The 19,108-nt window shown below is 36.4% G+C and carries 12 protein-coding genes; 5 read left to right on the plus strand and 7 right to left on the minus strand.

Annotation, left to right across the window (positions count from 1 at the left end; genetic code table 11):
* Both tnpA and BM383_RS17805 read right to left on the minus strand, forming a co-directional pair.
* On the minus strand, positions 1–269 hold a 269-nt coding region (gene tnpA / locus BM383_RS17800; RefSeq protein ID WP_245766608.1), incomplete at its 3' end, for an IS200/IS605 family transposase.
* A 93-nt stretch (positions 270–362) separates the two neighbouring features.
* Positions 363–1,733 (minus strand): Kelch repeat-containing protein, encoded by a 1,371-nt coding sequence (locus BM383_RS17805; protein ID WP_143106465.1) that lies wholly within the window; start codon positions 1,731–1,733, stop codon positions 363–365.
* Positions 1,734–1,940: 207 nt separating this feature from the next.
* On the opposite strand from BM383_RS17805, the gene BM383_RS17810 reads away from it, so the two are divergent.
* Entirely contained in the window at positions 1,941–3,365 is a 1,425-nt protein-coding gene (locus tag BM383_RS17810; RefSeq protein ID WP_093026513.1) for an L-serine ammonia-lyase, read from the plus strand.
* 3 nt (positions 3,366–3,368) lie between these two features.
* Here the strand turns inward: BM383_RS17810 and BM383_RS17815 are convergent, their stop codons facing one another.
* Positions 3,369–4,217, minus strand: a complete 849-nt coding sequence (locus BM383_RS17815) for a helix-turn-helix domain-containing protein (protein WP_093026514.1) — start codon at positions 4,215–4,217, stop codon at positions 3,369–3,371.
* A gap of 175 nt (positions 4,218–4,392) precedes the next feature.
* Between BM383_RS17815 and hxlB the strand changes: the two genes are divergently transcribed.
* The 3 genes from hxlB (at position 4,393) to BM383_RS17830 (ending at position 8,146) form a co-directional block, all read left to right on the plus strand.
* Positions 4,393–4,977, plus strand: coding sequence for a 6-phospho-3-hexuloisomerase (gene hxlB / locus BM383_RS17820; RefSeq protein ID WP_093026515.1), 585 nt, complete (start codon positions 4,393–4,395; stop codon positions 4,975–4,977).
* 48 nt (positions 4,978–5,025) lie between these two features.
* Positions 5,026–5,652 carry a 3-hexulose-6-phosphate synthase gene (hxlA, locus tag BM383_RS17825; RefSeq protein WP_093026516.1) on the plus strand — a complete coding sequence of 209 codons (627 nt, stop codon included), beginning with the start codon at positions 5,026–5,028 and terminating at the stop codon, positions 5,650–5,652.
* 622 nt (positions 5,653–6,274) lie between these two features.
* Positions 6,275–8,146: a DUF4859 domain-containing protein gene (locus BM383_RS17830; protein WP_245766619.1), complete on the plus strand. Its 1,872-nt coding sequence runs from the start codon at positions 6,275–6,277 to the stop codon at positions 8,144–8,146.
* 1,068 nt (positions 8,147–9,214) lie between these two features.
* Here BM383_RS17830 and cas2 read toward each other — a convergent pair.
* From cas2 to cas9, 3 genes are read right to left on the minus strand one after another with little or no spacing between them, the layout of a single operon-like run.
* Positions 9,215–9,565, minus strand: a complete 351-nt coding sequence (gene cas2, locus BM383_RS17835; RefSeq protein ID WP_245766620.1) for a CRISPR-associated endonuclease Cas2 — start codon at positions 9,563–9,565, stop codon at positions 9,215–9,217.
* Positions 9,566–9,579: 14 nt separating this feature from the next.
* A complete protein-coding gene (cas1, locus tag BM383_RS17840) occupies positions 9,580–10,482 on the minus strand; it encodes a type II CRISPR-associated endonuclease Cas1 (protein WP_093026518.1) in 903 nt (300 codons plus the stop codon).
* A gap of 4 nt (positions 10,483–10,486) precedes the next feature.
* Entirely contained in the window at positions 10,487–14,926 is a 4,440-nt protein-coding gene (gene cas9, locus BM383_RS17845; protein ID WP_093026519.1) for a type II CRISPR RNA-guided endonuclease Cas9, read from the minus strand.
* Between the two features lie 933 nt (positions 14,927–15,859).
* On the opposite strand from cas9, the gene BM383_RS17850 reads away from it, so the two are divergent.
* Entirely contained in the window at positions 15,860–16,243 is a 384-nt protein-coding gene (locus BM383_RS17850) for an HU family DNA-binding protein (protein WP_093026520.1), read from the plus strand.
* A 479-nt stretch (positions 16,244–16,722) separates the two neighbouring features.
* Here the strand turns inward: BM383_RS17850 and BM383_RS17855 are convergent, their stop codons facing one another.
* Entirely contained in the window at positions 16,723–18,909 is a 2,187-nt protein-coding gene (locus BM383_RS17855; protein WP_093026521.1) for a glutamine synthetase III family protein, read from the minus strand.
* Positions 18,910–19,108: the final 199 nt, after the last annotated feature.

Below are 19,108 nucleotides of genomic sequence, written 5' to 3' on the forward strand. Positions count from 1 at the left end.
TCACGGGCAGTGATACTTTTAATTGTTCTGGCAATCTTTGTTGGACTGTAGGTTGGAACACTCTGTAACAGAAAATGAACGTGATTCTTGTCTGAACCTATTTCCAAAAAGTGAATTTCATATCTATCCTCAATTTCGATACAAGTTCTTTTTAATATTCGATCAACTTTTGGACTCAATACCAATCGACGATACTTCGTTGAACATACCAAATGGTATAATAACAAAGACACATTATGACTTTTATGAAAATGTCTACTTGAGCTCACGCTCAAAGATTACTATTTTTTTCACGCGAGGCAAGCCTCGGGGTATTTACCCGCCTAGAATAAAAGAAGCCGCTTAAAGCGGCTTCTTTTATTTTACAACGTATTCATATGAATCACTTTGGTGTTTTCCAATTGCCGTAAAGAGAGTTTATAACATTTAGATGTAGGTAAAGCTACACCTCTATTTCTATACTGCCCTCCAATAATGTATAAGTCGTTATTATAAATAAACATATGAGAGCCATATAATTGCAAGTTGATGTAATATTCTTTGAGACTTTTGGTATTTATATTATAGGATGCCAATATTCCATTTTCAAACATATAGATGGAGTTTCCCAGTACTGCTAATGCAGGATATTCCATAGCCGTTCTCAAAGATCCCTCATTTGCCCACTCGCCAGATTTTAAATCAAATGTTTGGATTGATTTAAGTTCCTTCCCGTCAAAACCTCCAATTAAATACACCTTATCTCCAACCAACACAGCGTTTACTTCTTTTGCATCGGGCATATCTTTTAAAGCATACCAATAACCGCTAGTTGCATCAAAAAGATGAACCTCTTTAGAATATTCTACACTCCCATTTTTGTGTTGCTTTACAGAACCTCCAAACAGCACAAAATTTCCTTTGAAATTAATAGCTCCAAATCTAGTAGCTTCATGAGGATTTGTGTTGTCAAGTATCACGGTATCTTTTGCTATATTGAAAACCTCTGTCATGTTATCTAAATATTCAAACCGATGATTTTTTGAATAAAACCTACCACCAAGCATATACAAATTATTCTTGTAACTCAACATTTGATGATACGCCCGCTTCCTAAATTTTTTATCTAAGGTTGCCCAAGAATTATTCTCAATATCATATACATGCATCACATCTGAATATTCCTTAAAGAAATAACTTCTTATCTCTGCCGACCGCAGTTGTTCCTGCATTGTAGTACTACTTCCTACATTTCCATTATTAAAATCTCCACTTATGAAGGCATTATTTTCCTTAGAAAGATTTCCTCCATCTACATAAATTTTATTGCCTTGAAGCACCGCCCCAAAATCAAACAACCTGTCTTTTAGTGAAGCTATTTCTGTATACTGAACTCTTGAATGTAATTTTCGCTTTCCATTTAAGGTAACTTCATCCAATTGTTCCTCTATCTGTTTTAAATAAATTACTGTTTGTTCCTGTAAATCTTTAAAATCAACTTTATAATCTTCAAATCCCACATGAGAAAAAATAAGCTGACTTCTATTTTTTAAGCCTAAACTACTCAATAGTTGAAACTCTCCATCAGCATTTGTGCTAGCAACTAATTTATCTCCTTCCGAAAATATGTACACATCGGCAACTGGTTTGTCTGTAAGTACATTTAGGACTACTCCTTGAATGTCTTGTGCAAAAATTGGATTAGCGTACATCCAAAAAACACCCATACACAACAATGTCAAAATCTTCCCCATAACATTAGTTTTCCATAAAATTAAGATTTTACTTTCATTCTGTCGAATTTTAAACCCATAAACCTTGATAAGATGAAATAAAGTATTACCACAAGCCCATTCAGAAATGTTATATAAAATAAATTCACGGAAACCAAACAATGACTTATCCTTGCCAATTACAAACTAAATGTATCTTTGCCATTAGACAGAAATCAAAAGAATTTTATGGAGTGTATTAGCGTTTTTGATATGTTGAAAATTGGCGTTGGGCCTTCGAGTTCCCATACATTAGGTCCCTGGCGAGCAGCAGAACGTTGGTTAGAAGAACTCAAAGAAGACCATTATTTTCATAAAGTTTCCAGTGTTCAGGTTTTATTATATGGTTCTTTATCACTTACCGGAAAAGGGCATGCTACCGATATAGCGGCCATGCTAGGCTTATGCGGACAAGATCCGGAAACCATGCCTACCGAAGCAATTCCTACCATTATTGAAACTATACAAAACAACAAACAACTTCCTTTAGGAGGCACACATACAATTGCTTTTAATGCTGAAAATGATATAATTTTTAACCGAGAATTTCTTCCGTTTCATTCTAATGGAATTCGATTTCAAGCAACCTTAAAAACCGGAGAATTCTTAGAAGAAACCTTCTACTCTATTGGTGGCGGATTCGTTGTAAAGGAAGAACGTAGTAATTCTAAAGAAAACAAAGCTTTATTTAAGTCGTTTCCATATCCGGTACAAAATGGTACGGAGTTGTTGGCCGCTTGTAAACAAGAGGGCAAAAGCATTTCGGAATTGGTTTGGGAAAACGAATTATCACTGCGCGAACCAGAAGCTATTGACGCCGGATTACAACGTATTTGGGATGTAATGCTCAACTGTATGTATACCGGATGCCATACCGAAGGTGTTTTACCGGGCGGATTGAACGTTCGCAGACGTGCCTTTGATACCCACAAAAACCTCATCGGGGATGTTTCATATACAGATCCGGAAAGTTGGTTGAATGCCATTAGAAATACCGAAGTTAAATTTCGTCAGATTCTAAAATGGGTGAGCTGTTTTGCGCTTTCTGTAAACGAAGTAAATGCTTCTTTGGGGAGAGTGGTTACAGCCCCTACCAACGGAAGTGCCGGCGTTATTCCAGCAGTACTTATGTACTATTTAACTATTGAAAATCACAAAGCTAAGTTCCACCACATCAGACAATTCTTTTTAGTCGCGGGAGAAATCGGAAGTATTTTTAAAAAAGGTGCTACCATCTCTGCAGCTATGGGCGGTTGCCAGGCCGAGATCGGCGTATCGTCTGCCATGGCTGCCGGGGCACTCACCGAACTTATGGGCGGTACGCCTGAACAGGTTTTAGTAGCGGCCGAAATTGCTATGGAACACCATTTAGGTCTTACCTGCGATCCTATTGGCGGCCTTGTGCAAGTACCTTGTATAGAGCGAAATGCCATGGGTGCTATCAAGGCGATTAACGCAGCCGAATTGGCTATAGATACCGATCCGTTGAATACCAAAGTACCGTTAGACAAAGTGGTGAATACCATGTGGGAAACCGCCAAAGACATGAATACCAAATACAAAGAAACTTCTGAAGGTGGTTTGGCCGTTGCTGTGATGCTTTCGGATTGTTAATATTTAGGAATTGATGAGGGTATTGTCGTGTACAGCTACATGATGTTTTACATCGGTTTGGAATTCCTGAGGCGTTTGCCCTGAATGTTGTTTAAAGAATCTGCTGAAATACGAGCGGTCTTTAAAGCCTAAATTAAACGCAATTTCCTTAATGGTGTTTTCACTGTGAATAATTTGTCTTTTCGCCTCTAGCACTACCCTATCATGAATCAATTGCACCGCCGTTTTGTTCAGTTTCTCTTTTAAAATCTGATTCAAACGTTTGGCACTCAATCCTAATTTTCCGGCATAAAAGTCTGCGGTACGCTCTTCCATATAATTGGTTTCTAACAACAGCATAAACTCATACACGCGCTTTTCATTAATGTCTTGCTTGGTAAAATGCTCTTCTTTTAACTGAATCAACTTCAATAAAAACACTTTCAACAAGGCTTTTATCATAATCAATTGCATGTCTTCTTTCTCATACTCATCCATCAAAAGTTGGAATACCTGCGCCAAGCTTTCAGATGTTTCTTCATTCACCTGCAAACAAGAGAATTCGCCCTGAATGTTAAACATTCGGAACACATCTAACAGAAATTCTTTTAAATCTCCTTCTAATAATTCACGTTTAAAAGAGATAAGCACTCCGTTTTTTCCTGCTTTGTTCAATTGATGAACCCGATACGGCGGAATCAGATATATCCAATCACCTTTCAAAGTTTGAAAACTATGTTGAAGCTCATGCAAAGCCTCTTCGTTGCGTAACCATACGATTTCGAAAAACTCCTTTCGCGCCGGATCTTCCAAATAAGCAGGCGGACAATTATCTAAATTTCTAATGTATAAAACTTTGTTCTGTAGCGTCATTTTCTCTATTCATTTTTCAGTAGGAAACACCTCTATTTCCATAATGTACCACAAAGCTACCAAATAACACCACAAGTTGTAGCGCTCTGAGCAAATTGTACCACACAACTATCAGATTGTATACAAATAGCGCCAACATTCCCTCCTAGTTTTGCCCTGTAAACAACTAAATGCTATGAACTATACAGAAACCCCTACAACAGCAGAAGCAGTTCAGGATGCTTTAGAGATGATTTTAGATGAGCATCAGTTAATGTACAATCAGCTAAGTTTTGACAACGTTCCGGAAGTGATCAATGCTATCAAAAATGCAAAAAGTATTTTCTTGTTGGGCGCAGGCCGTACCGGATTTATGATAAAAGCGGCCGCAATGCGATTGATGCATTTAGGATTTCAGGTGCATGTGGTAGGCGAAACTACTACTCCTGCCATTGGCGAAGGTGATCTATTGATTGCCGGATCTGGTTCGGGTACCACAGGAAACATTGTAAAAGCTGCCCAAACTGCACAAAAAAGCGGTGCTGCTATTGTTTGCTTTACCACCAATACCGAATCGCCTTTAGCACAACTTGCTACGCATACAGTACAGATTCCTGCTGCAGGAAAACAAGAATTAAAAGAAGCTGTATCGCACCAATATGCGGGAAGCTTGTTTGAGCAATCGTTCCTTTTGATCTTCGATGCTATCATACAACACTTATGGCAAGATGCTGGTGTTAGCAGAGAGGAATTATGGAAGCGCCATGCCAACATGGAATAAATACAAGATAAAATTAAGTTGAATATACATTTTTAAACACTGATTATTATGGCTAAATTACAAGTAGCAATCGATTTATTAACTACCGAAGATGCTATTGCATTAGCAACTAAAGTAGCTCCTTATATTGATATTATTGAACTGGGTACTCCCCTTATCAAAAGTGAAGGATTAAGCGTTATTACCGCTATGAAAGAGGCTTTCCCAGACAAAAAAGTTTTCGCTGATTTTAAAACTGCAGACGCAGGTGCTTTAGAAGCAGAAATGGCTTTCAAAGCTGGTGCAGATTATATCACCATCTTAGGAGCTGTGGATGATGCAACTATTGCCGGAGCTGTAGCAAAAGCTAAAGAATACAACCGTGCTGTAGTAGTAGATACTATTGGCGTTGCAGACCGTGTGAAGCGTGCACAAGAAGTTTCTAAACTAGGTGTTGAGTTTGTAGAATTACATGCTGGTTTAGATGAGCAAGCTAAAGACGGCTACTCTATCCAAGTATTAATTGACGAAGCAACTAATGCAGGTGTACCGGTATCTATAGCAGGTGGTGTCAACATCAACAGCATTGCAGACGTTAAGAAATCTGGAGCTGTAGTTGCCGTAGCTGGTGGTGCTATTTATGGTGCTGAAGATCCTGCTGCTGCTGCAAAAGCTTTGAAAGAAGCATTAGCATAATCTGTAAAACAACATAAAAACAATAAAAGCCATAAGTCTCTTATGGCTTTTTTACATTCCTAAAATTACTGCAATATTAAATTTATTTTACCTGCGAGTTAAGTTCAAAATCAAATCTTCAAAAACATAACTATTGGGTAAAAATTAGGTAATATTCAAAGCACTTTCAATTAGTATTTTTATCATTTATCAAACTGTATAAAAGTAGGCTTCTCAAAAAGATTTACATACTGATAGAGTTTGAAGTGTTATTGATACTTGTGTTGTACTTAAAGTGATCTCAACATCACTTGACAAGCACTCACGTGGAGAATATAGATAGAAAGAAAAACTACGTGGGTTCTTGTTTAGAGCAGTTGCTAAACAAGTAGAGAGATTTCCCGATTGGGGATACTTCATTAAAGAAACTCCGACTACCGACATGGTCGGAGTTTTTGCTTTCTATCCTTGGCGCTTCATAGCATATTTATTCACTAGCAACATTTTATGGTAAAAAATAGCTTTTTAACAACTCCTAAAATGTTTTAGCTCGCTAATTTTTCATCAAAAAAAGCTAACATACTATAAAATTGAAAGCTGTTAATGGCTTAAATTCGTCATACATCACAAACACTTTCAACTTATGAAACACCATTTCACGCACCCGGCTACAGCGGTTATAAAACTACTGATAGCCATTTTCTGTATCGGTAATTTGTTCAGTTGCGATGACGATACGGATCCCATACCGGAAGAAGAAACTCCAGTTGTTGTTTCCGAATTAGCCATTTACAAACCTCTAGAGTTTGGAGACATGGATTATAACAACAACTCAAGTACGTGGTCTTTTGAACGTAGTAGAGAATCAGACCATTTTATTGTTTTTTGGGATACAGCGTATGGCACAAACGACCCAAACGATGCTGAAATTCCCGCAACGTACAGAGTGGATATCGACGATCTTTTGAGTAAAGCGGAAGCATTCTATGCGCTTAACGTAGACGAACTCTTATTTGCGCAAACCGGATTAGGCTATTCTCAACTAGACACCTATAAAATGATGATCTTTCTATATTATCAAGATGAATGGCTCGCTACAGGATCAGGATACGATGATGTTATTGGTGCTTTATGGGTAAATCCTAGTACATGTCAACCTGTTGGTAGTACCATTGCACACGAGATAGGTCATTCTTTTCAATACCAGGTTTTTGCCGATCTGGGTGGCGGAAGCGGATTTAGATATGGCTTTGGGGGTAACGGCGGGAATACCTTTTGGGAACAAACAGCGCAATGGCAATCATTTCAAACATATCAGGAGGAAGCCTTTACTACCTATTATCTAGACGACTATTTTGCTAATTACTTTAAGCATCCGCTACATGAAGACTACCGATATGCCAGCTACTGGTTACTGAATTATTGGTCAGATATTCACGGAAAGGAAATCATCGGTCAGGTTTGGCGAGAAGCACAACAACCGGAAGATCCTATCGAAGCATACCAACGTTTAACAGGGATAGACAATACCACTTTCAACGACGAAATTTATGATGCAGCCAGCAAATTTGCTACCTGGGATTTAGATTATAATGCTATCAGAACGTACGGAGAAGACTATCAACACCAGTTTGCATATCAATTTGATGCCTTAGAAGGTGGAACTTTACGCTCTTCCTACGCTACCACACCACAAACAGCAGGCTACAATGTAGTGCCTCTTTCTTTACCGGAAAACAATACAACCATTTCGGTAGCATTTACCGGACTTATAAATGAAGCAGGCTACAATACGGTAGCCGATCCTTCAAGAGCTGGTTGGCGTTATGGATTTGTAGCACTTTTAGAAAACGGAACCCGAGTGTATAGCGACATGCAAACCGGAAGCACAAGCACCTCAACCGCTACTTTTGAAGTTCCTGAAAATGCCGCGGATCTTTATTTGGTGGTTACAGGAGCTCCCACTACCTACGCTGAGCATCCTTGGGACGACGAACCTTCTAACGATGATCAATGGCCCTACACAGTAAGTTTTACCAACACCAACGTAAGCGGTTATGTTGTATTTAATGGTGATGAAACACCTGAAGATGTTGATTTCACTTTTGATATAGCACTTACTGCAGATGATACCAACTATACCAGCATTACACAAAACATCCCTACAGCGCAACTAGCAACAGCATTTGTACTACAACCATCAGAAATTTCTAGTTTGATAGGGACCAACATTGTATTCTATGCAGAGGAAAGTGACGGAAACCTATCTGAAGAATATACCGCCAATGGGTATGGGCATTGGTTTGATGCCAATGGAGATGTCATTGGTTGGGGCGAAAGCGCCGTTTTATTTTCAGAATTTGACGAGGCAGCCCTCAGCTTTTCTGTAGGGCAATATCCTACCCACGCACTTGCAGGTACCACGTATACCATTAAACAAGCGTTGGTCTACACTCCGGAAAATGGGAACAGTGTTACTGCTACGTTTACCTTCCACGTGACCATGACGGAATAATGTTATTATTTTTTTAAAAAAGTATAAATAATGAGATCATAATTTATACTTTTACAACGAAGCGCGGGAGCAATCTCAAGCTTCCTCGTAATAGCCAGTTCTTATGAATTGGCTTTTATGTTTTATCTTGTTCAATATGCTACTGTTACCTTTAGATGGTTCATTTTTAAATCAAATAAACCTCTTAAAATCGGTTTCAGAATTGCGAAGCAATCATGATTCTATTAAAACCGAACAGCTGATAAATAATTGCTTATCCATCAGCTGAGCTTTGCCCGGCTCGCAAGCCTGACATTACAAAAATATAAAACTTAAGGTTGTGAATTGCTTTAGCTCCAATTTTTATTGCTCTTTTGGAGTCGCTGAACCTCATAAAATCGGTTTCAGAATTGCGAAGTAATCATAAATTCCATTAAAAATCGAACAGCTGATAAATAATTGCTTATCCATCAGCTGAGCTTTGCCCGGCTCGCGAGCCTGACATTACAAAAATATAAAAACTTAAGGTTGTGAATTGCTTTAGCTCCAATTTTTATTGCTCTTTTGGAGTCGCTGAACCTCATAAAATCAGTTTCAGAATTGCGAAGTAATCATGAATTCCTCTAAAAACCAATAAAAATGATATGAATAATTGTACTTTTAACTAGGATTCACAGGAAAAAACGAATTGGTACGTTAAGTTGTACAGTTGTGAATTGCTCTCAAAATTGTATTTTTATTTAGGATTCACAGGCTTCTTCACCTTCACCGTCTGGCATACAGTGTTGTGAATTGCTCTCAAAATTGTATTTTTATTTAGGATTCACAGGAAAAGATAACACTGTTACACTTAGCCTAAAGTTGTGAATTGCTCTCAAAATTGTATTTTTATTTAGGATTCACAGGTTCTTGCTTACGTCGAATATTATAACTAAGTTGTGAATTGCTCTCAAAATTGTATTTTTATTTAGGATTCACAGGATACCGTCGCTATCAGACTGGTATTCTGATGAATACCTTATCTATTAGAAATTAAAAAATCTAGTTGTTTAAAGCGGACTTCGTTAGCACAAACTCAGATTTATATTCCTAAAATAGTTCTAATTGTTGGTTAGGTGTTTCTGGAGCTATTTCTTTTTGACCGTGAAACAATTCTATCATTCCAAATTGTTTGTCGGTTATTTGCATCACGCCTACTTTACCGTGTTTGGGAAGGGAACGCTTTACGCGTTTGATGTGAACCTCTGCGTTTTCTCTACTGGCACAAAATCGCATGTAAATAGAAAACTGAAACATATTAAATCCGTCGTCTAATAATTCTTTTCGAAACCGAGTAGCGCGTTTCCGATCTATCTTAGTTTCGGTTGGTAAGTCAAAAAACACTAATACCCACATACAACGATATTGATTTAAACGTGATAAATGCTGTTCTTGTATCATACGTTTGATGTTCGTTAATTTCCATAGTCCGGATACAACACTTTTCTGCTACTTCCCAGAAAACACTCATACAACGAATTGGTTGTTCTACTCATAGCAACCATTAACGGACTCTTTTTTCCGTCGATACTAACATCCATGGCCGGGATGCTTAACAAATCTGCTTTTAAAGATTTGGTTAATTCGGTTACCTCTTCTCCACTTTGCACTATTTCGTACACCAACGCATCTACATAGATGCGGTAAGGTTCCATGATATCATCGGCTAAGGCAAAAGCATTGTATTTATTTTTGTGAAAGATGCCTAAAGAGGGTAACAAGCCCGTACTTACCAAGGCTCTGGCTGTCACGGCCCGCAAAATAGCGTAGCCGTAATTGAGGAGGTTGTTAGGTGGTATGCCCTTTTGATTTCGGCTGAAATCCGGTACGTGTGCAAATAGGTTTTGAAAATAAAAAGCCGCCGCAATGGCTTCATGATTGGCTGCATCGCCACTTTTTACTTCGGTAGCCCATCGAAACAGTTTTTTAGCATATAATTGCCGCTCTTGTAAATGCGCTGCCTGGTTGTTGATTTTGGCCATGACCGTTTGTTGCCACAAGTTCTTTTTGAGCGGTACACTGGCAATGAGTTGCTGCCGAAAGCGTTCGGTTTGTTCGCTATGGCCTGTTAAGGGTTGCAGCAAACTGCAAGGTAAATGCTGTTTGTCGCACGTAACCACGGCTGTTTTGTTTTGGATTAACTTGGTTAGCAATCCGTTGGTTACCGTGATTTGTGGATGTTCTAGCACCACAAACCCCAAATCTTCGATAGGAATGGTAGCCGGAGGTTTTTCGTCCTCCGGAAAGTTCACTACCAATTGTTCGTTTTTGGTACTGAGATAGGCTGGGTTACCAAAAAAGAGCGTGCGTTTGATCATAACACTAAGCTTTTTGTATATTACCTAATCTATCTACCTTTAACTTCACACAAACATCTTTCATCATTGTATTATCCAAACTACGTTCCATTTTGTTTAATGATGAAAACTCCATTTTATTTACAATTGAAGTTGCCATATTTTGTATTACGCAAAACATTTGTGTACCTGTAAAACTTACAACTTTATAAATTCTTTTGATTTGTTCAGAACTCAAATTGTTTAAATCTATTAAACTAGTACTCTCATCTTCGGAAGGCACATATACCAAATCATTAGGAGAAAGATGAAACAAGAGCTTATTACCTTTTTCATTAGCCTCAGGTACTGAACTTAGTCCTTGCTTTTGTCTTTCAATTACAATGTTTAAAGGAATGGTTTCATACACTCTTTTATTTTTAGTTTCATCCCAATAGATAGCAAAGAATAAATTAGTTCCTTTAGCAGCTTCCACATACTTGGCTTTCTTATTTCCTTGATAACCAACTTTAAATTTACTTCCTAATTCAAAAACTCTAACTTTTAAGATAGGTTGGTGAAATTTACCACCATTTAATTGAACTATATTCTTGTTCATATCTTCAATACCTTCAGGAGAAAAAGCTAATTCAGGATGTTCTAAAAGAACCTTGTCTTTGATAAGTTGTTTTCTTCTTTGAATTTTCTCGGCAACACCTTTTTCAGCTATTGTCACTTTGGTTTCATCATACTGTTCTAGATGATTGATGAGTATCATCTGAATACCTGTATCTGTTATACTCTCTATACTCTTTGAATTAAAAGAAGCATCTAAACTTTTACGAGTTGCAGTTAATATTTTTCCTTTTGGAACTTTTACTCTAGGAAGATCTACCAATCCAGAAACTGTCTCTTTATGCATAGATTTTCGAATAGCCCAATTGACACCCTTTTGTGCTACTTTAGTCTTTTTACCGTTTACTATTTTCTCATAATAATTTGTAGCCTTATTGATTACTCTTAAATTCTGTTTAAAGCTAACCACTGTATGCTCTAGTTCAATTTTTGCTTCTGCTGTAAAATTATCCCATGGTTTCTTGAACGTGGTAAACTTATTTCTAGTTTCTCCATTTTTAGTCATCCACTGCTCCGTATTTCTTAGCTTATGTTGTAGGTCATACCGTTCTTTTGATTGTGCATGCTTATTGTTTAATAAATTTACATGATCACGTGTGGCACATGCTATTACCAAGGCATCTAATGCGTGGTGACGATGATCTATTCTTTTCTTTTGAAATCCTTTAGAGTACTCAAAAGGAACAGTTGGAATGGTTTTACCACTGCTATTTTTAGAAGTGTACTCTTCCGATTTGGTTAATTGATTCATTCGTTCAAAACGTGATAGTATCAATTGATTCCAGACATCATTTAATCCCCAGTCTTGTTTTAATTTAGTAGTAATTTTCCCGTTTCCAGGTATTATATTTTTTGAGTTTACGCCATCATCTGCATCTTCAGTTCTAACAATATTGGATAGTACATTAGCTATGTATTTACTAATGTAGCGAGTATCATTAAGTTGACGTAAGATCATTTTCTCAGGAATCTCATCCAATAATAATTTATCTTTCTTGCCTCTGTTCTTTGTATAATGCTCGTTTACAAACGCTTCATAGGCTGTTTCGGATAAAATTTCTACTTCACCTGAACTTGTCGTAACTTTTTGTCCATGATGATTTTTAATGAATTCTAAACCTAGCTGTTTATCTTTTAAACTATTTACCTCAGCTTCACAAATAATTTTATTACTAAAACTATCGTCAAAATATCTACTTTGTGGAATTACGTGTTCTATTTCGTAAGCAGCAGTAAATAATTTACTCAACGGTATTGGTTTTCCTGTATAGGGCGAACAATACTTTTGCTCTAACCACAATTTGTAACGTTGAATTTCTGCTTTGGAAGGCTCTGCTTTTTTACTGATTTTATCTATATCATCTGGTATGACAATATTAGATTTTAATACGCCATCTTCATATATTTTCAATGCTTCTTGTTGCATTGGTGAATATGGGCGTACATTCTGTATAGAGCTATCGCTCATAAGCTCTATTAATATCTTTTTAATACGCAGATTTGTGTTTTCATTTTCAGCAATAACACTCGATAGTTTTTTACGCTTATCGGCTGTATTCTTCATGTCACGGCCTAGTTCTACGTGAATTTCATCAAAATAATCTTTGATTCCTTTTCCATACTGTTTCCAAATATCTTTTACAACTCTCAGTGTTTCTGTAACCACTTGTTCTACTATTGGGTTGCGCAACGAATGTTGTTTAAAATCATTTAAAAACTCTTCCAAATCATTCACTGAATTCCATTTTCCTGCGGAGTTGGCTTCAGAATGACGATCATAAACTATATACTGAGCTAACCACAATTGTAATCCCTGAAAATGATCTTCGTTTGTTAGTTTTTGAGATTTCTCTCTAACCCTATCTTTAATGGTGTCATCATATTCGCCGGTAATAATTTTTTCAATTCTGGCTTTAGTATTTTCGTCTATTGCATCCCAAGACCAGTATTTCCCTACTCTAAATAAAGGGAGTAGTTTTTTAATAGCTTTAAGTGAATAGCGGCCGTACTCACTATCAAAAGGTTTGAATTTTATGAAATTGTCTACAAAGGAGCTTTCATCTAAATTATACCGCTTACTAAACGACTTTAATGCTCGCTCATATTCACGTTTATCTGTAACAGAATAGATGATATGCCACAGATGTTGCTCTTTGTCTGGTGATAGAAAATCATCCGTGATATTGATAACTTTTTTTAATCTTCTATGAATTTCATATCTGGTTTCATTCATTGGATATTTTTTTGATTCATTTTTATCTGAATCGTATACATAGTTCCAACGATACTTTGCAACCTCTATAGCTAATTCGGTTTTTAAAGCTCTACCTTTTGCATTCGGAAATTTATTTTTTACAATTGGTAATAGAAAATAGCTTAGAATATCCAAATGGTCAACCTCCCTTTGTTCCATAAGAAACTCAAAGAGCTGTTCAACATCGACATTACTATTTATGAATTGTTCTGTAACATCTTTATCTCCCTCTATAAGATAAATTTTAAGATTGTGTAACCATTGCCAAACACGAAACTCTTGGTATAAAGGATTTGATTTTGGAATTGTTGTTAAGTATTGAGTCTGTTCAACCCCGTCCTTATCTTTAAAAACTCTATACTCTAAAGTACACTTACCTATAGATGATTTTTGACTTTTTAAAGGACGTTGATAGAAAATAATATCATTTAAAAATAAGTGTAAAAAATCTCGTTTGCCTAATTGAGTTTGGTGAGCTTCATTGCTTTTATACAACTCTCTTACACAATCTATATATAACTCATCTGTAAACAGCTCTGGTTGTAATGCTATTTGCTTTTGTAAAATTTGTTGTAATTCTTCTTTATAGTATTTCCGCTCAATAGTTCTTACTAATTGTCCTTTAATCTTTTGATTAGGATTTTTAAGTAAGTTGTCATAAATGTAGGTTCCAACAGTTACTTTAGATTGAGTTATCTCTTGTTCTGTTTTCTTTTTTATTAAAGTCCAATCATCTTCTTTAGGAGCTCTAAAACTTCTTTTTTCTTCTCCTTCTTTATTAGTTTTCACAGATCCGTCATCATTAACATCTGTTGTCACGATAAAATCTTTAACCTTATCTTTCCAATCAGCTAAATCAGTTTTACTAGACCTTCTATATACCCAACCATTTTCTAAAGTTAAAGAGTACCAAACCTCTCCTTTTCTATTTGGTTCTTCGTCTGCCTTAACATCAATAACTTTCAATGAATAAAACTCAATACATTTATTAGGATTTTCCTCTTCTTCTTCTCCACGTAATTGATAATAACCTCGCTTTTGATTAAAATTAAGTATAATCCACGCTAATTCTTGTTTATCAATTTTATATGAAAGCGCTTTTTTACGTAAATAATAAATTGTCCAATCATAAGGAATACTTATATCATATCCCTTTGATTTAAAATCTTGTACCATCTTTTCAAACGAAGACTGAAATAGGAACTCATAGGTTTCCTTTTCTTCATCGTCGCTTTTTATATTGTTCCAAGCTATTTTAGGCTCAGTATTTTCTTTAAACTTACCTAGTCGCTTTTCAAAATCAATTTGACTTGCATAATGAGATGGAAGAAAATTTAATATGTTTAAAACTCTATGTAAACGCTCTCTTCTTAAAAGGTGTCTTTCTCGTAATCTTCTTACACCCCTATACCCTGTTCTTTCTGCAGTTTGAGAAATCGAATTTCCTTTACCAAAATCACCTAATACATCCTGACTCATAGGAATTATTCTACTTCCTAATCCTAATATTTCACCCTGCTTATTTTCAAAATCTTGTTCTATCAACGCCCAACCAATAGAGTTGGTTCCAAGGTCTAATCCTAATATTTTTTTCATAGCTATTTTCTTTCAATACTATAACGTTTCTAAATATAGGAATTAATTTTTACACAACTTTACGGTTAACCGTAATAAAATTTAGAATTCTTTTTATATATTTGGAGTACAATTTTGAAAGCAATTCACAATAAGGATTATTCCGTTGTGAAAACATTTAGCGCCTCGACTACCTTCGGGGCTTTTTTTATATACTGTAGACAACTCTAGTTCTATAACCACTGAAGTATACTCCAAAAAACACTTCGACGCTACCCTTTTGAAACCATCACAGAAAACCATCACAGAAAACCATCACAGAAAACCATCACAGAAAACCATCAAAAAAGATACAGAACAAACGACGACGTGTGCACCGATAAAATGATCAAAAAAAATCTGTAAAAATCAAAATCTAGCGTTTTTACTCACGGATCAAGCACACATAAATACATTTTTGCACCAAAAAAATGGAATTTCAGGACATTCATTTTATGCCATTGAAGCCGTAATATGAACACTTTTAACTGTTTTTAAACAATGTAATGGCTTTTCAAACAGCGACTTGGAAAGAGAAGTACTTAAAAAAATAATGACTCATCACTATTTTCTAAAATTCATAAACACCTGATTTACAGGTAAAAAATAAAAACAAATAGGTATATACCGAATACGCCCTTAGTTGACCGCAAATATGATAAATAATTCCGAAAAAATCAACACCATAAACACTTGATTTAAAAATACTTACAAACATAATCCTGTTTATAAGTTTTTAAACGATTAATAAACAAGTAGTTACATGTCGTTTAAAAACATTTACTTAACATTCATAGTTATTTGATTATCAAGTAGCTAAAATTTTACTGTATTTTTGAAAAGGAGCATCAAGGTACTCACAGCGTAGTATATATGTATCCAACAAAAAGTATTCATTTTTAAATTTTAAGCTTTATGAGCGTTAAAATCAAAGCGGTCAAACGGATCAATCCGTTAGATTTGGCCCAACCGGCAAAGTATTATGCCACAGCCATCACCGATGGAGAAACCGATTTGGAAGCATTAGCAGAAGACATTTCACTGCAATGCACCGTAACTGAAACCGACTGCTTAGCAGTGCTAGCAGCCCTGGAACGAAATGTGATCAAACAACTTCGTAACGGGAAACATGTAAAACTCGGAAGACTGGGGAGTTTTAAAGTAAGCGTCAGCGCACAGGGACAAGACAATGAAGAGGATGTTGTAGCCAGTGATGTCACCAAAAATCGAGTGTTGTTTCAACCGGGTAAGCGTATCCGCGAAATGCTGAAACTGCTTACCTACCAAAAAGTCGCTTAGGCCCCGGCTTTTTTTGAGCTACTTCGGTAGTTTCATTATCCCGACTAGTATCCGCTGGTCGGGATTTTTTTATCAAAATACTTCCAAAACAAACGTTTCCCCCACTCCAAACAAACGTTTGATTCCTTCCTACCAAACGTTTGATTCCTTCCTACCAAACGTTTGTTGCTGCAAAATGCATAATTTACATCTTAAATCACATCAAAATACCTCTCTTAAAGGAAATGTAGCATAAATCAGCTAGAAGAAACCTTTATTTTTTACACAAACCGTAAGTACTGGTTTTTACTAAAAAGACATAAAAAAAGCTCAAAAATTCGGATTAGGCCCCGGCTTTTTTTGAGCTGTATCGTTAGTATTTCACTATCCCATTCAGTATCCGCTGTCTGGTTACGACTTTTTAAATGTACTTAAATATTTTTGAAATACTACACTTTTGTGAATTAAAATTAACACCCTCGCAGAGAATTCGGTTACGTTTATCGCATAAACAACAGTTCTCTATATTTTGTCAATGGCCAAATATCATCTTCTACCAATAACTCTAACTTATCACAATGGTATCTAATATCTTCAAAATACGGTTTAACGCGGTAGCAATAGGCTTCTGCCAACTTATGCGCGTCCGAAATACCGTTTGCTTTCTTACGCTCATTACGCATGAGGTCTGATTTCTTTTTGATCATGGCAATATGATTGGCTATTTGTTCAATAAGGTCCAATTGTTCTGCGCCTACGGTTCTAAACGTAGCTCCAAAAATATCCTTTAAGCCCTGTACATTTTTAATTAACAAATTTTGATAACGAATGGCTGTAGGCACTACATGATTGTTGGCGATATCCCCTAAAATTCTGCTTTCTATTTGAATTTTCTTGGCATACTCCTCCAACTCTATCTCAAAACGCGCTCGCAGTTCTGCCTCATTCATTACACCGGTTTCTTCAAACAGTGCAATGGCCTTCTTGCTTTTCATTACTTTCAGCGCATCTGGTGTATTTTTATAGTTACTAATGCCACGGCGTTTGGCTTCGTTCTCCCAATCTATACTGTAACCATCGCCTTCAAAACGAATTTTCTTAGAAGCCTTGATATATTCCCGAAGAACATTAAAAACAGCTTCGTCTTTTTTCAGTCCTTTTTTATCTATTAAAGCATCTACTTCCTTTTTAAAGTTTTGCAATTGCTTGGCTACTATGGTATTCAAAACCGTCATCGCACTTCCACAATTTGCCTTACTTCCCACGGCTCTAAACTCAAATTTATTTCCGGTAAAGGCAAAAGCCGACGTTCGGTTTCTATCGGTATTATCCAATAACACATCCGGAATTTTCCCTACTACGTTCAACTTCAATGCGGTTTTCTCCTGTGGAGATAGTTTTCCTTTAGAAACGCCTTCTAACTCATCCAACACTTTGGTTAATTGTTCTCCTATAAATACCGAAATGATGGCTGGTGGTGCTTCATTAGCTCCTAATCTATGGTCATTTCCGGCAGAAGCTACCGAAGCTCTTAACAATTCTTCATTCTCATGAACCGCTTTGATGGTATTGATGAAAAACGTTAAGAACTGTAGATTTTTCATAGGAGTAGTTCCCGGACTCAACAAATTTACACCAGCTCCTGTGGTGAGTGACCAGTTGTTATGTTTACCGGAACCGTTGATCCCCGCAAAAGGTTTTTCATGAAATAGTATTTTAAACTGATGCTTATCGGCTGTTTTATCCATCACATCCATGATCAAGGAATTGTGATCTACCGCCAGGTTGGCTTCTTCATGTATGGGCGCTAATTCAAACTGATTGGGCGCTACTTCATTATGTCGTGTTTTTACCGGAATTCCCAATCGCATACATTCGATCTCCAATTCTCTTAAAAAGCCAATCACACGAGAAGGAATGCTTCCGAAGTAATGATCATCTAGCTGTTGTCCTTTCGCAGGTGCATGGCCCAGCATGGTTCTTCCTGCCATTAAAATATCGGGTCTGGAATATGCCAATCCTTTATCGACCAAAAAGAATTCTTGTTCCCAACCAAGCGTTGCATTTACTTTGGTCACATTCTTATCAAAATACTTCACCACTTCTGTGGCTGCACTATCTATAGCGCTCAATGCTCTTAACAAGGGGGTTTTGGTATCTAAAGCTTCACCGGTATACGAAACAAAAATGGTAGGAATACAAAGTGTACTCCCGTATACAAATGCCGGAGAAGAAGGATCCCAGGCTGTGTAACCACGTGCTTCAAACGTATTACGAATACCACCACTTGGAAAACTAGATGCATCAGGTTCTTGCTGTACCAATTGTGAACCATCAAAACGCTCTACAGGAATTCCCTCTTCAGTTAAGCTAAAAAATGCATCGTGTTTTTCTGCGGTAGACCCTGTGAGGGGTTGAAACCAATGCGTATAATGGGTAGCTCCTTTAGAGATGGCCCAATTTTTCATACCTACAGCAATATGATCTGCCTGTTTTCTATCAATTTTTTTACCTAAAGTGACTGCATCCTTAATATTTTTATAAGCCGCTTCACTCATAAATTGCCTCATGGAAGTCTCATTGAAAACATTTTCCGCAAAAATTTTAGACCTTCTTTCAATTTTATCTACGAAATGAGGTTTTTTGTTATAAATTTCTTGTAAAGCTTTGAATCTGATTGAAGACATACTAGTAATCTTTGATTATTATTGCAAAAATATAAATTGAAAAGGTATTTTTTAAAAAAATTTCATTGCACCCCTCATTTTACTACACTAACATTAAAAATTAATAATTTTTTAATATTTACCCCCATTTCCCAAGGAGGGGATACAAAAAAAAATTAATTTTACAGTTCAAAATTAAGTTCAATCAATATCTATAACA

The organism is Pustulibacterium marinum, from assembly GCF_900116665.1.
Taxonomy (GTDB): Bacteria; Bacteroidota; Bacteroidia; order Flavobacteriales; family Flavobacteriaceae; genus Pustulibacterium; species Pustulibacterium marinum.